This is a genomic window from Deinococcus aetherius (genome assembly GCF_025997855.1).
Taxonomy (GTDB): domain Bacteria; phylum Deinococcota; class Deinococci; order Deinococcales; family Deinococcaceae; genus Deinococcus; species Deinococcus aetherius.
On the sequence record NZ_AP026560.1, the window covers coordinates 827,501 to 844,077 of the forward strand.

At 67.4% G+C, this 16,577-nt stretch carries 19 protein-coding genes (1 of these 19 cut by a window edge); 7 read left to right on the forward strand and 12 right to left on the reverse strand.

Going from position 1 to position 16,577, the window contains the following annotated elements; genetic code table 11:
* Positions 1-223: the 5' portion of a DNA primase gene (gene dnaG, locus DAETH_RS04305; RefSeq protein WP_264776689.1), read on the reverse strand. Its footprint begins 1,541 nt before the window's first position; only the first 223 of its 1,764 coding nucleotides appear in the window; the start codon lies at positions 221-223; its stop codon lies off the left edge, out of view.
* Between the two features lie 108 nt (positions 224-331).
* On the reverse strand, positions 332-1,111 hold the full coding sequence (locus DAETH_RS04310) for an exodeoxyribonuclease III (protein WP_264776690.1): 780 nt from the start codon (positions 1,109-1,111) through the stop codon (positions 332-334).
* Positions 1,112-1,228: 117 nt separating this feature from the next.
* Here DAETH_RS04310 and DAETH_RS04315 point away from each other — a divergent pair, with 117 nt between their 5' ends.
* Positions 1,229-1,537, forward strand: coding sequence for a hypothetical protein (locus DAETH_RS04315; protein ID WP_264776691.1), 309 nt, complete (start codon positions 1,229-1,231; stop codon positions 1,535-1,537).
* A gap of 23 nt (positions 1,538-1,560) precedes the next feature.
* Here the strand turns inward: DAETH_RS04315 and DAETH_RS04320 are convergent, their stop codons facing one another.
* On the reverse strand, positions 1,561-2,226 hold the full coding sequence (locus DAETH_RS04320; RefSeq protein WP_264776692.1) for a class I SAM-dependent methyltransferase: 666 nt from the start codon (positions 2,224-2,226) through the stop codon (positions 1,561-1,563).
* A 164-nt stretch (positions 2,227-2,390) separates the two neighbouring features.
* Between DAETH_RS04320 and DAETH_RS04325 the strand changes: the two genes are divergently transcribed.
* The gene (locus tag DAETH_RS04325) at positions 2,391-2,606 is read left to right on the forward strand and encodes a hypothetical protein (RefSeq protein ID WP_264776693.1); all 216 of its coding nucleotides are present in this window, start codon (positions 2,391-2,393) and stop codon (positions 2,604-2,606) included.
* A gap of 69 nt (positions 2,607-2,675) precedes the next feature.
* On the opposite strand, the gene accC is transcribed toward DAETH_RS04325, so the two are convergent.
* From accC to efp, 3 genes are all read right to left on the reverse strand, one after another.
* Positions 2,676-4,013 (reverse strand): acetyl-CoA carboxylase biotin carboxylase subunit, encoded by a 1,338-nt coding sequence (gene accC, locus DAETH_RS04330; protein WP_264776694.1) that lies wholly within the window; start codon positions 4,011-4,013, stop codon positions 2,676-2,678.
* A gap of 94 nt (positions 4,014-4,107) precedes the next feature.
* Positions 4,108-4,653 carry an acetyl-CoA carboxylase biotin carboxyl carrier protein gene (gene accB / locus DAETH_RS04335; protein ID WP_264776695.1) on the reverse strand — a complete coding sequence of 182 codons (546 nt, stop codon included), beginning with the start codon at positions 4,651-4,653 and terminating at the stop codon, positions 4,108-4,110.
* Positions 4,654-4,840: 187 nt separating this feature from the next.
* Positions 4,841-5,398 carry an elongation factor P gene (gene efp, locus DAETH_RS04340; RefSeq protein WP_264776696.1) on the reverse strand — a complete coding sequence of 186 codons (558 nt, stop codon included), beginning with the start codon at positions 5,396-5,398 and terminating at the stop codon, positions 4,841-4,843.
* Positions 5,399-5,644: 246 nt separating this feature from the next.
* Here efp and DAETH_RS04345 point away from each other — a divergent pair, with 246 nt between their 5' ends.
* Entirely contained in the window at positions 5,645-6,367 is a 723-nt protein-coding gene (locus DAETH_RS04345; RefSeq protein WP_264776697.1) for a 50S ribosomal protein L25/general stress protein Ctc, read from the forward strand.
* 108 nt (positions 6,368-6,475) lie between these two features.
* On the opposite strand, the gene DAETH_RS04350 is transcribed toward DAETH_RS04345, so the two are convergent.
* Both DAETH_RS04350 and DAETH_RS04355 read right to left on the reverse strand, forming a co-directional pair.
* Positions 6,476-9,862, reverse strand: a complete 3,387-nt coding sequence (locus DAETH_RS04350) for an efflux RND transporter permease subunit (protein WP_264776698.1) — start codon at positions 9,860-9,862, stop codon at positions 6,476-6,478.
* Positions 9,859-11,445, reverse strand: coding sequence for an efflux RND transporter periplasmic adaptor subunit (locus tag DAETH_RS04355; protein ID WP_264776699.1), 1,587 nt, complete (start codon positions 11,443-11,445; stop codon positions 9,859-9,861). Before DAETH_RS04355 ends, DAETH_RS04350 begins: the two co-directional genes overlap by 4 nt.
* Positions 11,446-11,670: 225 nt before the next feature.
* On the opposite strand from DAETH_RS04355, the gene DAETH_RS04360 reads away from it, so the two are divergent.
* From DAETH_RS04360 to DAETH_RS04375, 4 genes are read left to right on the forward strand one after another with little or no spacing between them, the layout of a single operon-like run.
* Positions 11,671-11,973 (forward strand): putative quinol monooxygenase, encoded by a 303-nt coding sequence (locus tag DAETH_RS04360; protein ID WP_264776700.1) that lies wholly within the window; start codon positions 11,671-11,673, stop codon positions 11,971-11,973.
* A gap of 56 nt (positions 11,974-12,029) precedes the next feature.
* Complete coding sequence (locus DAETH_RS04365) at positions 12,030-12,488, forward strand: cupin domain-containing protein (protein ID WP_264776701.1); 459 nt, start codon at positions 12,030-12,032, stop codon at positions 12,486-12,488.
* A gap of 6 nt (positions 12,489-12,494) precedes the next feature.
* The gene (locus DAETH_RS04370) at positions 12,495-12,947 is read left to right on the forward strand and encodes a hypothetical protein (RefSeq protein ID WP_264776702.1); all 453 of its coding nucleotides are present in this window, start codon (positions 12,495-12,497) and stop codon (positions 12,945-12,947) included.
* Positions 12,948-12,953: 6 nt separating this feature from the next.
* Positions 12,954-13,322 carry a hypothetical protein gene (locus tag DAETH_RS04375; RefSeq protein WP_264776703.1) on the forward strand — a complete coding sequence of 123 codons (369 nt, stop codon included), beginning with the start codon at positions 12,954-12,956 and terminating at the stop codon, positions 13,320-13,322.
* A gap of 26 nt (positions 13,323-13,348) precedes the next feature.
* Here the strand turns inward: DAETH_RS04375 and DAETH_RS04380 are convergent, their stop codons facing one another.
* The 4 genes from DAETH_RS04380 to DAETH_RS04395 all read right to left on the reverse strand — a co-directional run bounded on the left by DAETH_RS04380 (position 13,349) and on the right by DAETH_RS04395 (position 16,495).
* Positions 13,349-14,134 (reverse strand): IS982 family transposase, encoded by a 786-nt coding sequence (locus tag DAETH_RS04380; RefSeq protein ID WP_264774389.1) that lies wholly within the window; start codon positions 14,132-14,134, stop codon positions 13,349-13,351.
* A 268-nt stretch (positions 14,135-14,402) separates the two neighbouring features.
* Complete coding sequence (gene sufD / locus DAETH_RS04385) at positions 14,403-15,761, reverse strand: Fe-S cluster assembly protein SufD (protein ID WP_264776704.1); 1,359 nt, start codon at positions 15,759-15,761, stop codon at positions 14,403-14,405.
* Positions 15,762-15,785: 24 nt separating this feature from the next.
* On the reverse strand, positions 15,786-16,145 hold the full coding sequence (locus tag DAETH_RS04390) for a VOC family protein (RefSeq protein WP_264776705.1): 360 nt from the start codon (positions 16,143-16,145) through the stop codon (positions 15,786-15,788).
* Positions 16,142-16,495, reverse strand: a complete 354-nt coding sequence (locus DAETH_RS04395; RefSeq protein WP_264776706.1) for a cupin domain-containing protein — start codon at positions 16,493-16,495, stop codon at positions 16,142-16,144. The genes DAETH_RS04390 and DAETH_RS04395 overlap by 4 nt, the downstream gene beginning before the upstream one ends.
* Between the last annotated feature and the right edge of the window lie 82 nt (positions 16,496-16,577).

The following is a 16,577-nucleotide window of genomic DNA, read 5'->3' on the forward strand; positions in this document are numbered from 1 at the left end:
GGTTCTCGGCGCGCTGCACGAAGCTGAACACGTCGCCTCCCGCCTTGCAGCCGAAGCAGTAGAAGTACCCCTGCTCGGTATCGACCTGGAAGGAGGGGCTCTTTTCCTTGTGGAAGGGGCACAGGCCCTTGAGGCGGCCCTTCCCGGCGGGGGAGAGGCGCACGTACTCGCCCACCACCTCCGCGATGTTCAGCCGTGACCGAACATCCTCCTTGGTTCCCAAGTCGCCCCTCACCCCCCTCCCGCGCATTCCCCAGCCGGGAACGGAAGACCTTCAGTGTACTCGCCGCGCTCCCTGCCGCAAAGTTCCCGAACGGTCGGACAGGGACGGTCAACTCGGCCAGGGCAGCTCGACCGTGCCCGTGAGCGGCGCGTGGTCGCTGAGCCTCACGGAGCGGTCCACCCGCAGGTCCCGTACCGTCACCCCCGCCGCGAGGAGGTAGTCGATGCGCCAGCCCACATCGTTGTTGAAGGCGTTCGCGCGGTTGCTCCACCACGTGTACTCCGCCCGCTCCCCGAGGTGCAGGCGGTGGGTGTCGGTCAGGCCGGAGGCGAGGTGGGCCGTCATCCACGCGCGCTCGTGGGGCAGGAAGCCGCTGTTTCCCACGTTCGACCGCCAGTTCCTGAGGTCGATCTCGCGGTGCGCGACGTTGTAGTCGCCGCCGATGACGAGGGGCAGGCCTCCCGCCAGGGTCGCCGCCGTCCAGGCGTGGTAGTCGGCGAGCACCCGGTCCTTGAAGCCCTGACGCTCCGGGCCGCTGCTCCCACTCGGCAGGTACACGCTGGCGAAGCGCACGCCCGCCACGACGGCGCTGAGCACCCGGCCCTCGTCGTCCATCTCGGGGTGACTCATGCCGACCCGCACGTCCGCAAGGGGATGGAGGCTCAGGAGGGCCACGCCGCTGTACCCGGCGCGGCGTGCGGGGAACCACGCGCCCGCGTAGCCCAGGTCGGCCAGCGCCTCCGGCATCGGGTCGGCGCGCACCTCCTGAAGGAGGAGCACGTCGGGCCGCTCGCGCGCCAGCCAGTCTCTCAGGCCCTTGCGCAGGGCGCTACGCAGCCCGTTCACGTTCATGGTGGTGATCTTCACGGCGGGCGGGGAAGAGGACATCGGCGGGAGGATAACGGCCCGGACGGAGACGAACAAGCGGGCGCGGAGCCTGGAGAAGACGTCCTCTCAGGAATTCGTGTCCCTGGTCCAGCGGGCATCGGGTACGCTGGGGGTGTGATGCCCCAGATCAAATTCCGCAACGAGCAGGACGGCAGCGAATTCGAGATGACCCACCCGAAGGCCGCCCGCGTGCTCGCGGACGTGCAGACCTGGGCCCAGCGCAACGAGTACGAACACGTCGTCTTCTGGCGTGACGCCGAGGACGCCCACAAGTTCTGGGTGCAGCTCGGTGAACACCGCCTGAACTACTGGATTCACGACAGCACCTTCACCGAGGGCAAGCACGAGACCGTCGAGATGCAGCTCGATTACGCCCGGGGCGCCCAGCGCCGTAGCGCCGCCGGGTACGAGAAGTTCGACCGGTAGACCCGTTCCCGCCGAGGGCCCTGCTAGAAGCGCGCCACGTAGAGCGCGAGATGGAGCGTGTCACGGACGGGAAAAGCCGTCTGCGGCACATCGTCGTGAGCGCCGGAAGCGGTCACCAACACTTCCACGTCCCCCGCCGTCAGCGTGACGGGCAGCCGCGCGTCGGGCCGCGACGCCACCCACCCGGCCTGGGTAATGGCCTCCCGGAGTACCGCCTCCGGCCCCGGCACACCGGGGGTCCGTCCCAGGACCCGCCGCCAGGTCTCCCGCAGGTGATCCCCGCCGTGGGCCGCCAGCACCACCCGCCCACCCAGCCGGACTACCCGGCGGGCCTCAGCGAGCGCGGTCAGGGGGTCCGGGAGGTGACCCAGCACCCGCACCAGGGTCACGAGGTCGAAGGAGCCGTCCGCGAAGGGGAGGTCGCTCGCCTCTCCCCGCGCGACCTCCGGGCTGCCGGGCAGCGGGTCCAGGCCCACCAGCCGGGCGACGTGTCCCCTCGTCCGCAAGGTCTGGAGGAACCGCCCGTCTCCTGCCCCCACATCCAGAAGGTCGGCGGTCGGAGGAACTTCCACGAGGTCGAGCAGCGGATCGAAAGGCCACTCTTCCCCGCCAAGGCGCGAGAGCAGGGCGTCACGCGCCGCAAGGGACACCTTTTCACCGAGGCTGTACCTTCCCTCCATGTTCGTCATACCGCCAATTTAAACGGCCTTCAGAAGGCGGCAGGAGTTACTTTCCGGGCGAGGGGAGCGCATCAGAGTCAGGGCTAGTTCGGGCAGAGCATCCCCGGCCTCACCGCTCGGCCCGGCCTCGTCGGTTTCCCCATCTGTCCCATTCTTGTAGAAAGAGGTCTCGCATGAAACTCTCCAACGTCTTCTACATCCTCGGCTTCGCCTCGATCCTCGCCTCGGCGGCGAACTTCGTCTCGGGCAATACCAAGAACACCTCCAAGGAGGAGAGCGAGAAGGAGCGCGACGCCCTCTTCGTCGGCTTCTGGCCGCCCACGTTCTTCATCCTGGGCAAGATCATCGAGGACCGCGAGAACGCGGGCAAGAACATCATCACGGGCTGAACCCAGTTCATCAAAGAAAGGGACGTGGCGTGGGTGCCGCGTCCCTTTCCTTTGGCTGTCCGCGTCTTTCTACACTTCCAGGCGCGTCCTCAGGAAGTTCGTCATCACCGCACCCCGCTTGTAAAAGGGGTTGTCCATGATCCTGATGTAGAGCGGCACGGTGGTCTTCGGCCCCTGGATGACCGTCTCTTCGAGCGCCCGCTTCATGCGGAGGATCGCCTGCTCGCGGGTCTCGTGCCACACGATCAGCTTGCCGATCAAGGAGTCGTAGTGCGGGGGGATCACGTAGCCGCTGTAGGCGTGGGAATCCACCCGCACGCCGGGGCCGCCCGCGAAGTGGATGTCCTCTACGCGGCCCGCCGCCGGGCGGAAGTCCTTGTCGGGGTCCTCCGCGTTGATGCGGCACTCGATGGAGTGGCCGCGCAGTTGCACGTCCTCCTGACGCAGCCCCAGCCCCTCGCCCGCCGCGACCTGGAGTTGCAACCGCACGAAGTCGAGCCCCGAGATCATCTCGGAAACGCAGTGCTCGACCTGGATGCGGGTGTTCATCTCCATGAAGTAGTAGTTGCCGTCGCGGTCCACGATGAATTCGAGGGTGCCCGCCCCGGCGTAGTTGACGTGTCGCGCCAGCCGCACGCCCGCGTCCAGAATCTCCTGCCGCAGCGACTCCGGCAGCGTCGAGGGTGCCTCCTCGATCAGCTTCTGGTTGCGGCGCTGGATCGAGCAGTCGCGCTCGCCGATGTGGATGATGTGGCCCTGCCCGTCGCCCATGACCTGCACCTCGACGTGGCGGAACTCCTCCAGAAACTTCTCCATGATAATCGCGGGGTCCCCGAAGTACAGCCGCGCCTCCTCCTGCGCCTGCCCGAAGGCCGACCGGAGTTCCTCCTGGGTCCGCACAACCTTCTGCCCGCGCCCGCCGCCCCCCGCCGACGCCTTGAGCAGCACCGGGTAGCCGATCTGCTTGGCGGCCAGCAGCGCCGCGTCCACGTCCTCCAGCACGCCGGTGCCGGGCACGACGGGCACGTTCGACTGCGCCGCGATCTCGCGCCCGCCCGCCTTGGAACCCAGGGCCCGCATCGACTCCGGCGTCGGCCCGATAAAGACGATGCCGTGCTCGCGGCACATCTCGGCGAAGTCGGGGTTCTCGGCCATGAAGCCGTAGCCGGGGTGGATCGCCTCGGCGCCCGTCATCATCGCCGCCGAGAGGATGTTGGGAATGTTGAGGTACGAGGCGTTCGAGGCGGGCGGCCCCACGCACACCGCCTCGTCGGCGATCAATACCGGCAGGCTCTTCTCGTCGGCGGTGGAGTGGACAACGACCGTCTTCACGCCCATCTCACGCGCGGTGCGGATGACGCGCAGGGCGATCTCACCGCGATTGGCGATCAGGATTTTCTTGAACACAGCTTTCAGCCCTCAGCTTTCAGCCTTCAGCTAACAGCCTGTCGCGGACGCTTCAGCTTTTGCTGCTGACCGCTGACCGCTGATAGCTGGCGGCTCACTCGATGATGAACAGCGTCTGCCCGTACTCCACCGGCTCGGCGTTTTTCACCAGAATCTCGCGCACGGTGCCGCCGATCTCGGCCTCGATCTCGTTCATCAGCTTCATCGCCTCGATGATGCACAGCACCTGCCCGGCCTGCACCGTGTCACCGACCTTTACGAAGGCGGGCGCGTCCGGGCTGCTCGCCGAGTAGAAGGTGCCCACGATGGGGGCCTTGACGGGCGTTCCCGTGGAGCGGGCGGGCGGGGTCGCCGCCGGGGTGGCGGGCTCGGGCGTGGGGACAGGTGGGGCGGCCGGGACGGGGGTGTCCGCTGGGGCCGATGCGGTGGTGGGCATGCTCGGAGCCGCCGGGGCTGGCTGGAAGGCAGGCGCCGGTGCGGGGGTCGTGTGGCTACTCGGCGCGGAGGCGCCCACGCTGCCCCCCGTCGTCACCGGGCCGCGCTTGAGGTCAAGCGTGTAGCTGCCGGTCTGGAGGCTGAACTCGCGCACGTCGGCGGCGCTGAGGGCGTCGAGGATTTTCTTGAGGTCGTCTGGATTCATGGCCCCTCCTGGTGGTGAACTTGCGGAAACTCGCTGCCTATCATGCCGCGCGTCACCGACATTTGGCTGTTACCCGTCCCCGAACGCTCGTGATAGATGCACTGAGTCTAAGGGCCCGCGCCTCGCAGACAAAGGAGAGTGCCGCCCCTCCTGACCCGGCGGGCGGCACTTCGGCAACTTCCTTCTCTTACGCGCGGCTGAGGTACTCGCCCGTGCGGGTGTCGACCTTCACGTTCGTCTCCTGCTCGACGAAGAGGGGCACCTGCACGACGGCGCCCGTCTCCAGCGTGGCGGGTTTGGTGCCGCCCGAGACGGTGTCGCCGCGCACGCCGGGGTCGGTCTGCACGATCTTCAGGATCACCTGGTTGGGCAGGGTGATCTTGAGGGGCTTGTCGCCGTACATCTGCACCTCGACCTCGGTGTTCTCCTTCATGAACTTGGCGGCGTCGCCCACCAGGCGGCCGGGCAGATGCACCTGGTCGTACGTCTCCAGGTCCATGAAGACGAAGTCCTGGCCGTCCTTGTAGAGGTACTGCATCGTCTTGCCCTCGACGTAGATGTCCTGCAACTTCTCGCCGGAGTTGAAGGTCCGGTCCACGATGGAGCCGCTCTCCATGTTGCGGAACTTGGTGACCACCTTGGCGCCGCCGCGCCCCATCTTGAGGTGGGAGTACTCCAGGCACTCCCACAGGCCGCCGTCCATCTCCACCTTCGTGCCGTTGCGCAGTTCAGTCACGCTGATCATGTCGTTTCCTTCTCCTTGGTTAGGCCGGGGCGCGTGTCCGTCCTCGATAGGCCGCGCCGCGTCGGCAACAGGCAGGATTCTAGCAGATGAGCCCGGAGGCGGCAGGAGCCGGTGCGCCCGTGGCCCTTTCCCGCCCTGACCGGGATTTGCTACACTCCCAGGGTTGCTTGGCCCCCGCCCCGTGTCCTGCGCCTGCCAGGACTGCGGCGAGACAGAGGCGGCCACAGACATTCGGAGGAAACCCACATGGAACTGAGAGCCGTCCCCCGCAAGAGCCAGGAGAAGCTGGCCGAAGGCCTGATCCCCGCCGTCGCCTACAACAAGGACCACAACGTCTCCTTCGCCATCGACCGCAAGGCCTTCGACCGCGCCTTCCGTCAGCAGGGCACCACGGGTCTCTTCGACATCGCCATCGAGGGCGGCGAGACCTTCCCCGCGCTCGTGAAGACCGTGCAGATGGACAAGCGGCGCCGCCAGGCCATGCACGCCGACTTCTTCATGGTGACCTACGGTGAGCCCATCGAGGTCAGCGTGCCCGTTCACACCACCGGCAAGAGCCGGGGCGAGACGATGGGCGGTCTGGTGGATGTCGTGGTCCACAACCTCGCGGTGATCGCGCCCGGTCCCCGGCGCATCCCGCAGGAGATCACGGTGGACGTGACTCGCCTGAACATCGGTGACCACATGACCGCCGGCCAGATTCGGCTCCCGCAGGGCGTCAAGCTCGCCGCCGCCGAGGACGTTGTGGTGATCAGCGTGCTGCCGCCCCGCCTGAGCGAGGAGGAGCTGGCCGCCGAGCAGCAGGCCGCCCAGGTCGCGGGCCTGGTTGCCGCCGGCGAACTCTCCGAGGAAGCGGCTGCGGCCGTCCTAGAGGGCGACGCCACCATCGAGGAGGCGAAGGCCGAGACCACGGGCGAGCCTGCCACCGACGACGTTTCCGGGCCCGACCAGACCATTCAGGAGCAGTAAGAGCAGGAGTCGCAGGCCGGGGCCCCGTCTGGGTGCCCCGGCCTTCCTCGTGGCAAGCGAAGGAGGCGTTCACCTCGGTATGGGGTGAACGCCTCTGCCTTTGATCCCCTACGTGCCGGGGGCGGGGTTGGCTCCCTGGGGCAGGGTGGGTCGGGGGGCCGGAACGTCTGCCTCGGCCTCACGCGGGGCGGGTCGAGCCTTCGCCGCGCGGCCCCGCTCGAAGAGGGAGAAGGCGGCGGGCACGACGTAGAAGGTCATCAGGGCGGAGACGGTGATGCCGCCGACGATGACGATAGATAAGCTCTTGCCGAACTCGCTGGCGCCGCCCGAGTTCAGCAGGAGGGGAATGCTGATCACGAGGATCGTCAGCGTGGTCATGATGATCGGGCGGAAGCGCAGTCGGCTCGCCTCGATCAGGGCCTCGCGCAGGGGCCGCTCCTGCATCTGCTCGACCACGAACTCCAGGTAGATGATCGCGTTCTTGGCGGACAGGCCGATCAATAGCAGGAAGCCCAGCACCCCGAAGATGTCGAGCGTGCCCCCGACGAGGAAGATCATCCAGTACGCCCCCGCGACCGCGAAGGGCACCGGCAGCAGCAGGTACAGCGGATAGCGGAACGAGTTGAACTGCGCCCCCATCACGAGGTACACCAGCAGCATCGAGATGGCGAAAGCCTGGAGGCCGAGAGCGCCGATCCGGTTCCCAAGCGCGAAGGCGCTGTTACGGTCCGCCGTCCCCACCGACACGAGGTTGTCGATCACGCCCGCCTGGGTCAGCGCCGACGTGAGCTGGTCCTCAAGCTGCGTGGCCGTCAGCCCGCTCTCCGGGTTGGGTTCGACCGAGAGGTCGAGGCTGTAGAGGCGGTTCGTCCGCTGCACGCTCGTCGGCGCACTCGCCTGCACGATCCCGCCGAGCTGGCCGACGGTGACGGTGCTCTGTAATGAAGAGCTGTAGATCGGCAGGGAGAGCAGCGACTGGTCGTCCTGGAGGTAGGTGGGATCGAGCCCCACGGTGACCGGGTACGTCACCCCTCCGATCTCGACGTTGCCGCCGCTGCTCCCGTTCCCATAGGTGCCGAGTGCCTGGGCGACTGTGCTGGCCGTCAGGCCCGTGCCCGCGAGGAGGCTGGGGTTGGGCACGAACTGGTTTTCCAGCGTCGTGTTGTCGAGGCTGCTGCTCGCACTCAGCACGCCCCCGTTCTGCTCCAGGACGTTCACGGCGGTCGCCGCCCGGCGTTTGAGCAGGTCGTAGTTGCTCGCCACCAGGGTCAGGCTCTGGCTGTTGCCCTGTCCCCGGAAGCCGCCCCCGCTGAAGATGTTCGCCCGCACGTCGGGGTAGTCGCTGAACATACCCCGCAGCGCCTGCTGGTAGGTGGAGGTCAGCGCCGCGCTGTCCTCGCGCTCCTCTTTCGGCTTGAGGGTGATGTTGAGGTTGGTGCCGCCCTGGGTTACCGACGCCTGCACGGTCTGCACCTCGGGCCTGGAGAGGAAGTAGCCTTCCAGGCGGCTCACGAGTTCGTTGCGGGTGTTCAGCGAGAGGCCGCTGGGCAGCCGCAGCCCGGCGCGCAGGGTGCCCGAGTCGGTGGACGGCGTGAACGTGAAATTCATGCGCGGCACGACGAGGAGCACGGTGGCGACGAGGAAGGCGGCGGCGATCAGGAGCACGCCCACGCTGTTTCTCAGGGCGCCGTCCAGACTGCGCGCGTACGCCTCGCGCACGACCGAGAGCCCCCGGTCGGTGATCCCGTGCAGGGTGGTCGTCAGCGCCTCCAGCACGGCGAGGAGAATGCCCCAGAGGTAGCGGACGGCGATCAGCGCCACGGGCAGGAGCAGCAGGCCCAGCAGGAGCAGCCTGCTTTCCGCCCGCGTCCAGATCAGGAAGGCGAGGCCAGCCGGGAGCACCCAGAACCACCACGCCCGCACCGAGGCGAGGCCCCAGCGCACGGCCTGGGGCAGCCGGGTAAAGGCGCTCGGCACGTCCCGCCAACCCAGCGGCTCGGCGTCCGGCGTGTACGCCATGCGGACGGTGAGGAAGAGCAGCGCCTCCAGCCACGAGAGGAGCACCGCCGCCGCGAGCCCGAGCGCGAACTGCCTGACGTACTCGCCGATGATGCCTCCCATGAAGCTCACCGGGATCAGGACGGCGAGCAGCGACAGCGAGGCGGCGGCGACCGCGCTGAAGACCTCCGACGCCCCGCGCAGCACCGACTGGAAGCGGTCGAAGCCCATCGCCCGGTAACGCTCGACGTTCTCCGCGACCACGATGGAGTCGTCGACCACGATGCCGATGGCGACGATCAGGGCGAGGAGCGAGACTTGGTTGAAGGTGAAGCCCATCAGCTTGTAGAGGATGGGCGCGGCGGCGAGCGAGATCGGGATGGCCGCGATGACCGTGAAGGCGGTGTTCAGCCGCCCCAGGAACAGCAGGGCGACGACCGCGACGACGAGCCCCGTCACCCACAACTCGTGAGTGGTGGACTCGATGCTCGAACGGATCGGGCCGGTCGTGTCGTTGCTGAAGGTGACCGTGTACCCGGTCGGCAACCGGGTCTGCGCGATGAGCGCCCGCACCCCGTCCACGACGGCGACGGCGTTGCTGCCGGAGGTCTGCTGGATGCTGACGAGGACGACGGGCAACCCGTTCACGCGCGTGACCCCGGTGGTGGTGGTGGCGTCCCGCACGCTCGCCACGTCCCCGACGCGCACGCCCCTCTCGGCGTCGAGAATCACGTTGGAGATGTCCTCCAGGCTGGTCAGCCGCGCGTTTGTCGTGTAGTTGAGGCTGTTGCCCTCGCGCGTCACCGTGCCGATGGACGAGCGGACGTTGCTGCCGCTGATCGCCGAGGACACGCTCTGTGGGTTCAGGCCGTAGGCAGCGAGCTTGTTGGGGTCGAGCAGCACCTCGATGTTGCGCTGCGACCCGCCGCTGAGTTCCACGTCCGCCACGCCCTCGACCCGCTGGAGGCTGGGGACGAGCTGGTCCTCCACGTAGTCGTACACGTCGGCCTGACTTGCGGTGCCGCCCGACACGCCGAACTCCAGGATGGCCTGCGCGTTCGGGTTGAAGGTGCGGACGCTGGGGCTTCCCGCGTCGTCGGGAAGCTGGCGGGTCGCGCCCGAGACCAGCGAGGCGACCTGATTGGCGGTGGCGTTCTGGTCGGTGCCGTCCTCAAGCTGGAGGGTGACGCGGCTGCTGCCCGTGCTGCTGGTCGAGCTGATCGAGGTGACGCCCGGCACCTGCGCGACCGCGCTCTCGATCACCTGCGTGACCTCCTCGTCCACCGAGGTCGGGCTCGCGCCGGGGTAGGAGGTGCTGACGTTGACGACCGGGATGTTCACGCTCGGCAGCAGGTCCACGCCCAGCGAGCGCATCGCCACGAAGCCGAACACCACGATCCCGACGAAGATGCCGATGGCGAAGACGTACCGCGCGACCGAGAAGCCCACGACGGGGTTCACGCGGTCGAACACCTTCCGGCCCACGTTGCGTATCACGGCGCACCTCCGGGGGGCGGGCCGCCCGCGCCGGGGCCGCTCGCGCCCTGCTGCCACGTGCCCGCGCTCGCGGTCGTCACGCTCGCGCCGTCGAGCAGGCCGGTCGGTGGCTGGCTGATGACCTGGGCCCCCGCCTCGATCCCGCCCACGGCGGACTGGGTGCCCGCCTGCCCGAGCACCGTGACCTCCTGCTGCTGCGCCTTGCCGTTCTCGACCGTGAAGACGTAGGTCTGGTCCCCGTCCACCTGAAGCGCGGTGCTGGGCACGAGGACGCCCGTCGCCACCTTCGCGTTGTAGACCACCGAGCCGACCGTGCCCAGGGCGGGCAGGGTCGTCCCCACGAAGCGCGCGACGAGCGGCACGCTGCCGCCCACGGGGGCGCCCGCGTTCTGCGACACCTTGAGCGGGTATTTCTGCTGTCCCACCACGAAGGTCAGCGCCGCGCCGACGGGCAGCGACGAGGCCTCGGTGGCGGGCACGTTCACCGCCACCTGCCGCTGGCCGCTCACGAGCGTAAACGCCTCGCTGTTCGCCGGGAGGTACTGCCCCTCGCTGACGTTCAGGGCGGTGACCTGCCCCGCGAAGGGGGCGGTGACGTGCACGGCGGCCGCCGCCTGCTGCGCCTGGTTGAGCGTAATCTGCGCCCGCTGCACGGCGAGGCGGGCCTCCGCCAGCCCCTCCGTCTGGGCGCGGGTGTTCTCGGCGAGGTTGGCCTGCGCGGTCGTGAGGGTGGTGCGGGCGGCCTCCACCTGCGCGAGCTGGTTGCTCACCTCGACCCGCGACGCCGCCCCGATGGCCGCGAGCCGTTGGAGGGCGGCAAGGTTCTGCTGCGCGTTGTTCAGGGCCGTTTGTGCGGCGTTCACCTGCTGCTGAAGCTGCGCCCGCCCGCTCTGCACGCTGTTCGTCTGGGTGCGGAGCTGGACCTGGGCCGTCTCCAGCGCGTTGCGGGCGCTGTCGACGCTGGTATTGAGGTCACTGTTGTTCAAGGAGATGACCGTCTGCCCGGCGTTCACCTGCCCGCCCACGTCCACGGCGATGTTCGTCACCGTGCCCGACGTGCGCGCGGACACTGTGACCTCCTGCGAAGAGGCGACCGTGCCCGTCAGCCGCCGCTCGGTGCGGAGGGTGCCCTCCTTGACCGCTGCGGCCTGGACGGGGGTGACGACGCCGGTTCCGCCACGCGTGCCGCCCGCCGCCTGTCCCTGCCCCGTCCCCCGCCTGCTCCCGGTGCCCGAGGCCGCGCCGGAGGCTCCAGCGGCCGCGCTCCCTGGGGCTCCGGCCGCTTGCCCGGCGCCTGCCTGCCCATTCGCCCCGGCGCCCTGACGGCTGCCCTGGGTTCCTGAACCCTGACCCGAGACTCCCTGTCCCTGCCGGGAACTTCCGCCGCCCGCGCCGCCAAAGCCCCCACCCGCACTCGCCGCGCCCCCCGCGTCGTCCTGCCCCAGCCGGTAGCCGACGTACCCGACCCCGCCCAGCAGGAGCGGCACGAGCAGCCACCCCCAGGGGAAGGAGCGGCGTTTCTGGTCGGCGGGAGTGGGTGATTGGCCCGGCGAGGGGGCAGGCAGGCTCTCTCCGTCTTTCACTGGCCTCGATGCCTGATCCATGGAGGGTATGGAACCACCTTTTGACGAAGGAACATCGAAGAGGCGTCACGATCCTTGGTGGCCGTGACTACCGTGTGTGGTGGGCTGGGAGCCTTTTTCACAGGAGCCGGGCTCGGACGGGCCTTGAGAGGGCGGCACGCCCGGGTACAGACATCCGCGCCGGGCTACTGTGGGGGCAGACCACACCCCGCCGGAGGTTTTCCCATGATCCTGTCCCACGGCACGCTCACCTTTCCCGCCCAGCACCTCGACACCGCCCGGCAGATGCTGCGTGACCTCGCCGCGCAGACCCGCACCGAGGAGGGTTGCCTGCTCTACCTCGTCTCCGAGAACCTCGACACGCCCGGACAGTTCCTGATCACCGAGCAGTGGGAGAGCATGGACGCGATGCAGGCGCACCTGGCCCTCCCCGGAGTGGGGGAAGCGGTGCAGGCGGTGCAGAAGATGGGAGTGAACGATCTGACGATCACGGCCTGGGAGGCGGGAGGGGCCACGAAAATCATGTGAGACCGGGCAGACGTGCGCGGGGACGGGGAGTCGAACGGGCAGCTTTACCCTGGGGCATGGAACCCGAACTGCTCACCCTCCCCCTCGGCGGCCCCGTGCCCAATAACGCCCTGCCCGCCCGGCTCTACCGCGCCGCCCTGAAAGGCCACACGCCCGCGCAGATCGAACAGCATCTCTCCGAACGCGGCTGGACGAACGCCTGGCGAAATGGCATCTACGGGTTCCACCACTACCACTCCACCGCCCATGAGGTGCTGGTGATCGTGCGGGGTCAGGCCCGCGTCACCCTCGGCGGCGAGGGCGGCCCGCAGGTTCAGGTGGAGGAGGGGGACGTGCTGGTGCTGCCCGCCGGGACCGGGCACAGGAACGACGGCAGCAGCGCCGACCTGCTGGTGATTGGCGCCTATGCCGGGGGCCGCGAGCCGGACCTGTGCCGCCCGGAGGAGACGGACGTGGAGGAGGCGCGGGAGAGGATTGGGCTGGTGCCGGGGTGGGAGGGGGAGCCGGTGGAGTGAAGCGTTATGTCTGAGACCGTGAATGGCTTACTTGCGGATCTGCTCTCCCGTGACACACACTGCGTCTGGTCGGGGGCCTGCGCGATCAATGTCCTTCGGGACCAGCCAACCCTGGCGAGACTCGCCGAGCACCTGCCCGAGATCGAGCGGGCGACGGCGGACCTGGACCTGGGGGGTGCCCTCTTTTCCAACAACGAGCGCCTACGTCAGGCGATCTCCACCCTGCGGGCCCAGCGCGACAGTCTCTGCCGCTGCTGGCTCTACCCCCAGTTCCTCACCTACGACCCCGTCGAGGAGCAAGAAGCGGGCGACGTAACCGTACTGTCCAACAGCCCGCCCGACTGGAACATGACTTATCGCTGCCGTTGTAACCACTGCGGCGCCGAGTACGAGGTCGAACAGGGGGAGTACCACCTGACGTGGTGGAAGTGGCTCAGGATGGACAACGCAGCGGGTTAAACTTCTGTGGAAGAGATCAACGCGAACGAATTCTGGCAGTGGGCCTATTCTGATTTTCTGTCCAATGCCCTGCGTGGTGTGCTCGCGGAGTATATCGTGGCCCGAGCCCTAGGCTGCACCCAGAGGCCGCGCGTCGAGTGGGATGCCTACGACCTGAGAACCGACGCCGGATTGAAGATAGAAGTCAAGTCCGCCGCCTACTTGCAATCCTGGCAGCAGAAACGCCTGAGCCCCATCCGCTTTGACATTGGCCTGAAAAGGGGCTGGGACGCCGAGACGAATGTCAATGCATTGCAAGCGTCACGGTCAGCCGATGTATACGTTTTCTGCGTGTTCAAGACACAGGAAAGGGCAGGTACTAACCACCGCGAATAGGGATTGACTCGGAGCGCCAAGTGTGATTAGGCGGGGAGGTCAAAGAACTTGAGGTTGTGGGCGAGGACGAGGAGGGCGACCTTGAGCCGCAAGCTCGCCATCGTCTTGACCTGCCCCCACCGCAAGCCGGAACCCACCAGCACCGAGAACGCCGACTCGATGATCTTGCGGGCAGCCGCATATTCGTCTTTCCAACGAGGGTCAGGACGCTTGGCATTGCTTTTGGGTGGCGTCAGGTACGTGCCGGACTGATAGCCTTTGTCCCCAATCTGCTTCGGCCCACCGAAGGTGGGCCAGTCGCGGTTCATCACGCACCCGACGGTGAAGTCATGCTCGTTGGCGGGCCGGAGCACGTACTGGGCGATTTTGCCATTCAGGGTCGTCCAGGCATGCAGCTTGAACCCATACACCGGGCCGGAGGTACTGAAGCCGTGTCGTGCCCCCTTGAACTTGCAACGGGGAGCGCGCTTGAAGGTGCAGACTGGGAGGGGTTCGGAGTCCACGGCCACGAAGTCCAGTGCCTGGACTTCGACACTCGCGCCCTCGATCACAGGGGTCAAGCGTTCCAGCCGGGTACGGGCCTGGACCTCCGAAGGGTAATGGGGACAGTGGTTGAGTTTGAGCATCCTCCACCAGCCCCTGAAGTAGGGTGCTTTGTGAATCCGCTGCAATAGGGCCACCGCCACCAATTCGGCGTCACTGATCTTCTCGTGGGGGTGGACCAGCTTGGATGGCATCTGGGGGGTCAGCCAGACCGTCAGGCGTCGCAGGGCGTCGGGAATGGGGAGTAGACTGAGGTCGGGACGGCACATGAGCACCGTCCCTTTGCCATTTCTCCCCCCACCCTGTCAACCCCTATTCGCGGTTAACCCTTTGCGTTTGGATCAGTGGTTCTTTCTGGTCTGTCCAACGTCTTTGCTCAATGCACGCTTTCCCACTCAAAAGTCCATTTCTCTTGTCACTCTTGAGGCGCTGGGGCTCAGACGCGTTAGCTTCGAGGACCTGGCCGGAGCTATTCAAAGAGCAGCGGCCAGCCCCTCCCCAGGACTGACCGCTGACGGCTAAAAGCTGCCCCTTCTCTTACGCCGCCCCCACCTTCTCCGCAATAATCCCCTCGATGTACTCCACCACGCTCTTCAGCGGCACGCGCGTCAGCACGTCCTCCAGGAAGGCGGTGACGAGCATCTTCTCGGCGAGTTCCTGACGGATGCCGCGTGAGCGAAGGTAGAAGAGCTGCTCCTGATCGACGGGGCCGGTGGTCGAGCCGTGCGAGCAGCGCACGTCGTTGGCGTTGATCTCAAGCTGCGGCACCGAGTAGTTGCGCGCCTCGCTGCTCAGCATCAGCGTGCGGTGCTTCTGGTAGGCGTCCGTCTTCTGCGCCCCCAGGTCCACCTTGATCATGCCGCTGAACACGCCCACGCTCCGGTCGTCGCCCACGCCCTTGTACAGCAGGTCGCTGTGCGCGTGCGGCGCGGCGTGGTGCTGGAGCGTGTAGTGGTCGAAGTGCTGGTCCTCGTTCGCGAAGTACAGGGCCAGCATCTCCGAGTCCGAGCCCTGCCCGCGCAGGTAGGACTGCATCTCGGTCCGGCTGAGGGTGCCCCCCATCGTGACGACGAGGCTGTTCAGGGTCGCGTCCCGGTGAACGTCGCCGCGCTGGCGCTGGATGTGCGTCACACCCTTGCCCCAGTTCTGGATGGAGACGTAGCGGACGCGGGCGCCGTCCTTCACGACCAGCTCGACCGCGCCGATGGCGTAGGTGCCGGGCAGTTCCTCGGAGTCCTGCTCGTCGATGAAGGTGACCTGCGCGTTCTCCTCGGCGACGACGAGGGTGCGGGTGGCCGTGTAGGTGCCCGCCTCGCTCATCACGCGGAAGGAACCCAGGGGCAACTCGACCTCCACCCCGCGCGGCACGTACACGAAGGCGCCGTTCGTCCACAGGGCCGCCGCCAGCGCGGAGAACTTGCCCTCCGAGGGGTCGGGCGACTTGCTCGGCGTGGTGCCGGGTGCGGCGATGGTGGTGTCGTCGGGCACCTCCGCCGGAACCACCGAGTAAAGGTACTGCTGCACCTTGTCCGCGTGCTGCTCCACCGCCGTCTTCAGGTCGGTGAAGATCACGCCCTTCTGGGTCAGCTCGGCGGGCAGCTCGGTCGCGTACACCACGTCTGGACCGTCGAGCACGAGGAAGGCGCCCACGTCGGTGCGGCTCAGGCGCTGGCGCACGCTCGCCGGAAGCTGCGCCGTGTCGGTCGCGCGCTCGCGCTTGGGGTGGGGGCGCAACTCGCCGAAGTCCACCTCCACGCGGGTGTACTTCCACGCCTCGACCCCCTCGGTGGGAACGTCGAGCGCGTTGAAGAGGTCGAGTGATTCACGCCGCTTGTTGCGCAACCACTCGGGGCCGCCCACCTGGGTGATGAGGTCTTGGGTGAAGGGTTGGGTCATGGGGCCTCCGAAAAGGAAAGAGGGTCAGCCTAAAAAGGACTCGACCTCGATGACGACACCGATAGGTGCGTTGAAGTAAAAGGTCAGCCGCCCGTGGTTTTCGCTGGGTGCAGGAATCTCGAAGCCGCCCTCGGTGAGCTGCCGGTGGATGGCGCGCACCTGCTCGGGCGTGTCCTGCAAGAACCCGATGTGAAAGACCTTGGGATACTGTGGGTCTTTCACCCGGAACATCGAGAGCAGCGCCCCCACGTCGTCGCGCAGAAAGGCCATCTGTTCGTTGATGGGCATGCCGCCCCCCGCAGGCACCAGCCCGAAATAGCGTTGGAAGAGGTCCACCGCTTGCGGCACGTCGGTCACGCCGAGATTGATGTGGTTGAGTTTCACGTGGTCTCCTGCCGGTCTTCCCTTGAAACGCCGTCCGAGATCACCAGAAACTCGGCGTCGCCCTCGCCCTCGTTGCGGGCCTGATGCACCTGCCCCGGCGCGACTTCCAGCCCCTGCCGCGGCCCGAGCCGGTGCGCCGTGCCCTCCACTTCCAGCGTCAGGACGCCGCCGAGCACGAAGAAGAACTGCCGCACCCGTGAGTGCCGGTGCCGCTCCTCCGCCGTGCCGGGCGGCATCCGCTCCTGAATGACGCTGAGGGTGGGAGCGGACGCCAAGCGCCAGCCGTCGCAGATGGAGGCCCAGGTGTAGTGGGGGGCGTTGGCGGTGGAGACGATTGGTCTCTCAGGCAAGGAGGTAATTGCTGGAGTGTCTGAGAACCACTCCGTAAGCTGTGCCTTCATAGCCTCAAAGCGTGCGTTCACTTCTGGCAGA

What these genes read in the sequence shown, in the direction of transcription:
- DAETH_RS04310 (WP_264776690.1), bottom strand. Translation starts at nt 1,111, where the DNA reads ATGTCCTCTTCCCCGCCCGCCGTGAAGATCACCACCATGAACGTGAAC.
- DAETH_RS04315 (WP_264776691.1), top strand. Translation starts at nt 1,229, where the DNA reads ATGCCCCAGATCAAATTCCGCAACGAGCAGGACGGCAGCGAATTCGAG.
- DAETH_RS04320 (WP_264776692.1), bottom strand. Translation starts at nt 2,226, where the DNA reads ATGACGAACATGGAGGGAAGGTACAGCCTCGGTGAAAAGGTGTCCCTT.
- DAETH_RS04325 (WP_264776693.1), top strand. Translation starts at nt 2,391, where the DNA reads ATGAAACTCTCCAACGTCTTCTACATCCTCGGCTTCGCCTCGATCCTC.
- accB (WP_264776695.1), bottom strand. Translation starts at nt 4,653, where the DNA reads ATGAATCCAGACGACCTCAAGAAAATCCTCGACGCCCTCAGCGCCGCC.
- efp (WP_264776696.1), bottom strand. Translation starts at nt 5,398, where the DNA reads ATGATCAGCGTGACTGAACTGCGCAACGGCACGAAGGTGGAGATGGAC.
- DAETH_RS04345 (WP_264776697.1), top strand. Translation starts at nt 5,645, where the DNA reads ATGGAACTGAGAGCCGTCCCCCGCAAGAGCCAGGAGAAGCTGGCCGAA.
- DAETH_RS04360 (WP_264776700.1), top strand. Translation starts at nt 11,671, where the DNA reads ATGATCCTGTCCCACGGCACGCTCACCTTTCCCGCCCAGCACCTCGAC.
- DAETH_RS04365 (WP_264776701.1), top strand. Translation starts at nt 12,030, where the DNA reads ATGGAACCCGAACTGCTCACCCTCCCCCTCGGCGGCCCCGTGCCCAAT.
- DAETH_RS04370 (WP_264776702.1), top strand. Translation starts at nt 12,495, where the DNA reads ATGTCTGAGACCGTGAATGGCTTACTTGCGGATCTGCTCTCCCGTGAC.
- DAETH_RS04380 (WP_264774389.1), bottom strand. Translation starts at nt 14,134, where the DNA reads ATGTGCCGTCCCGACCTCAGTCTACTCCCCATTCCCGACGCCCTGCGA.
- sufD (WP_264776704.1), bottom strand. Translation starts at nt 15,761, where the DNA reads ATGACCCAACCCTTCACCCAAGACCTCATCACCCAGGTGGGCGGCCCC.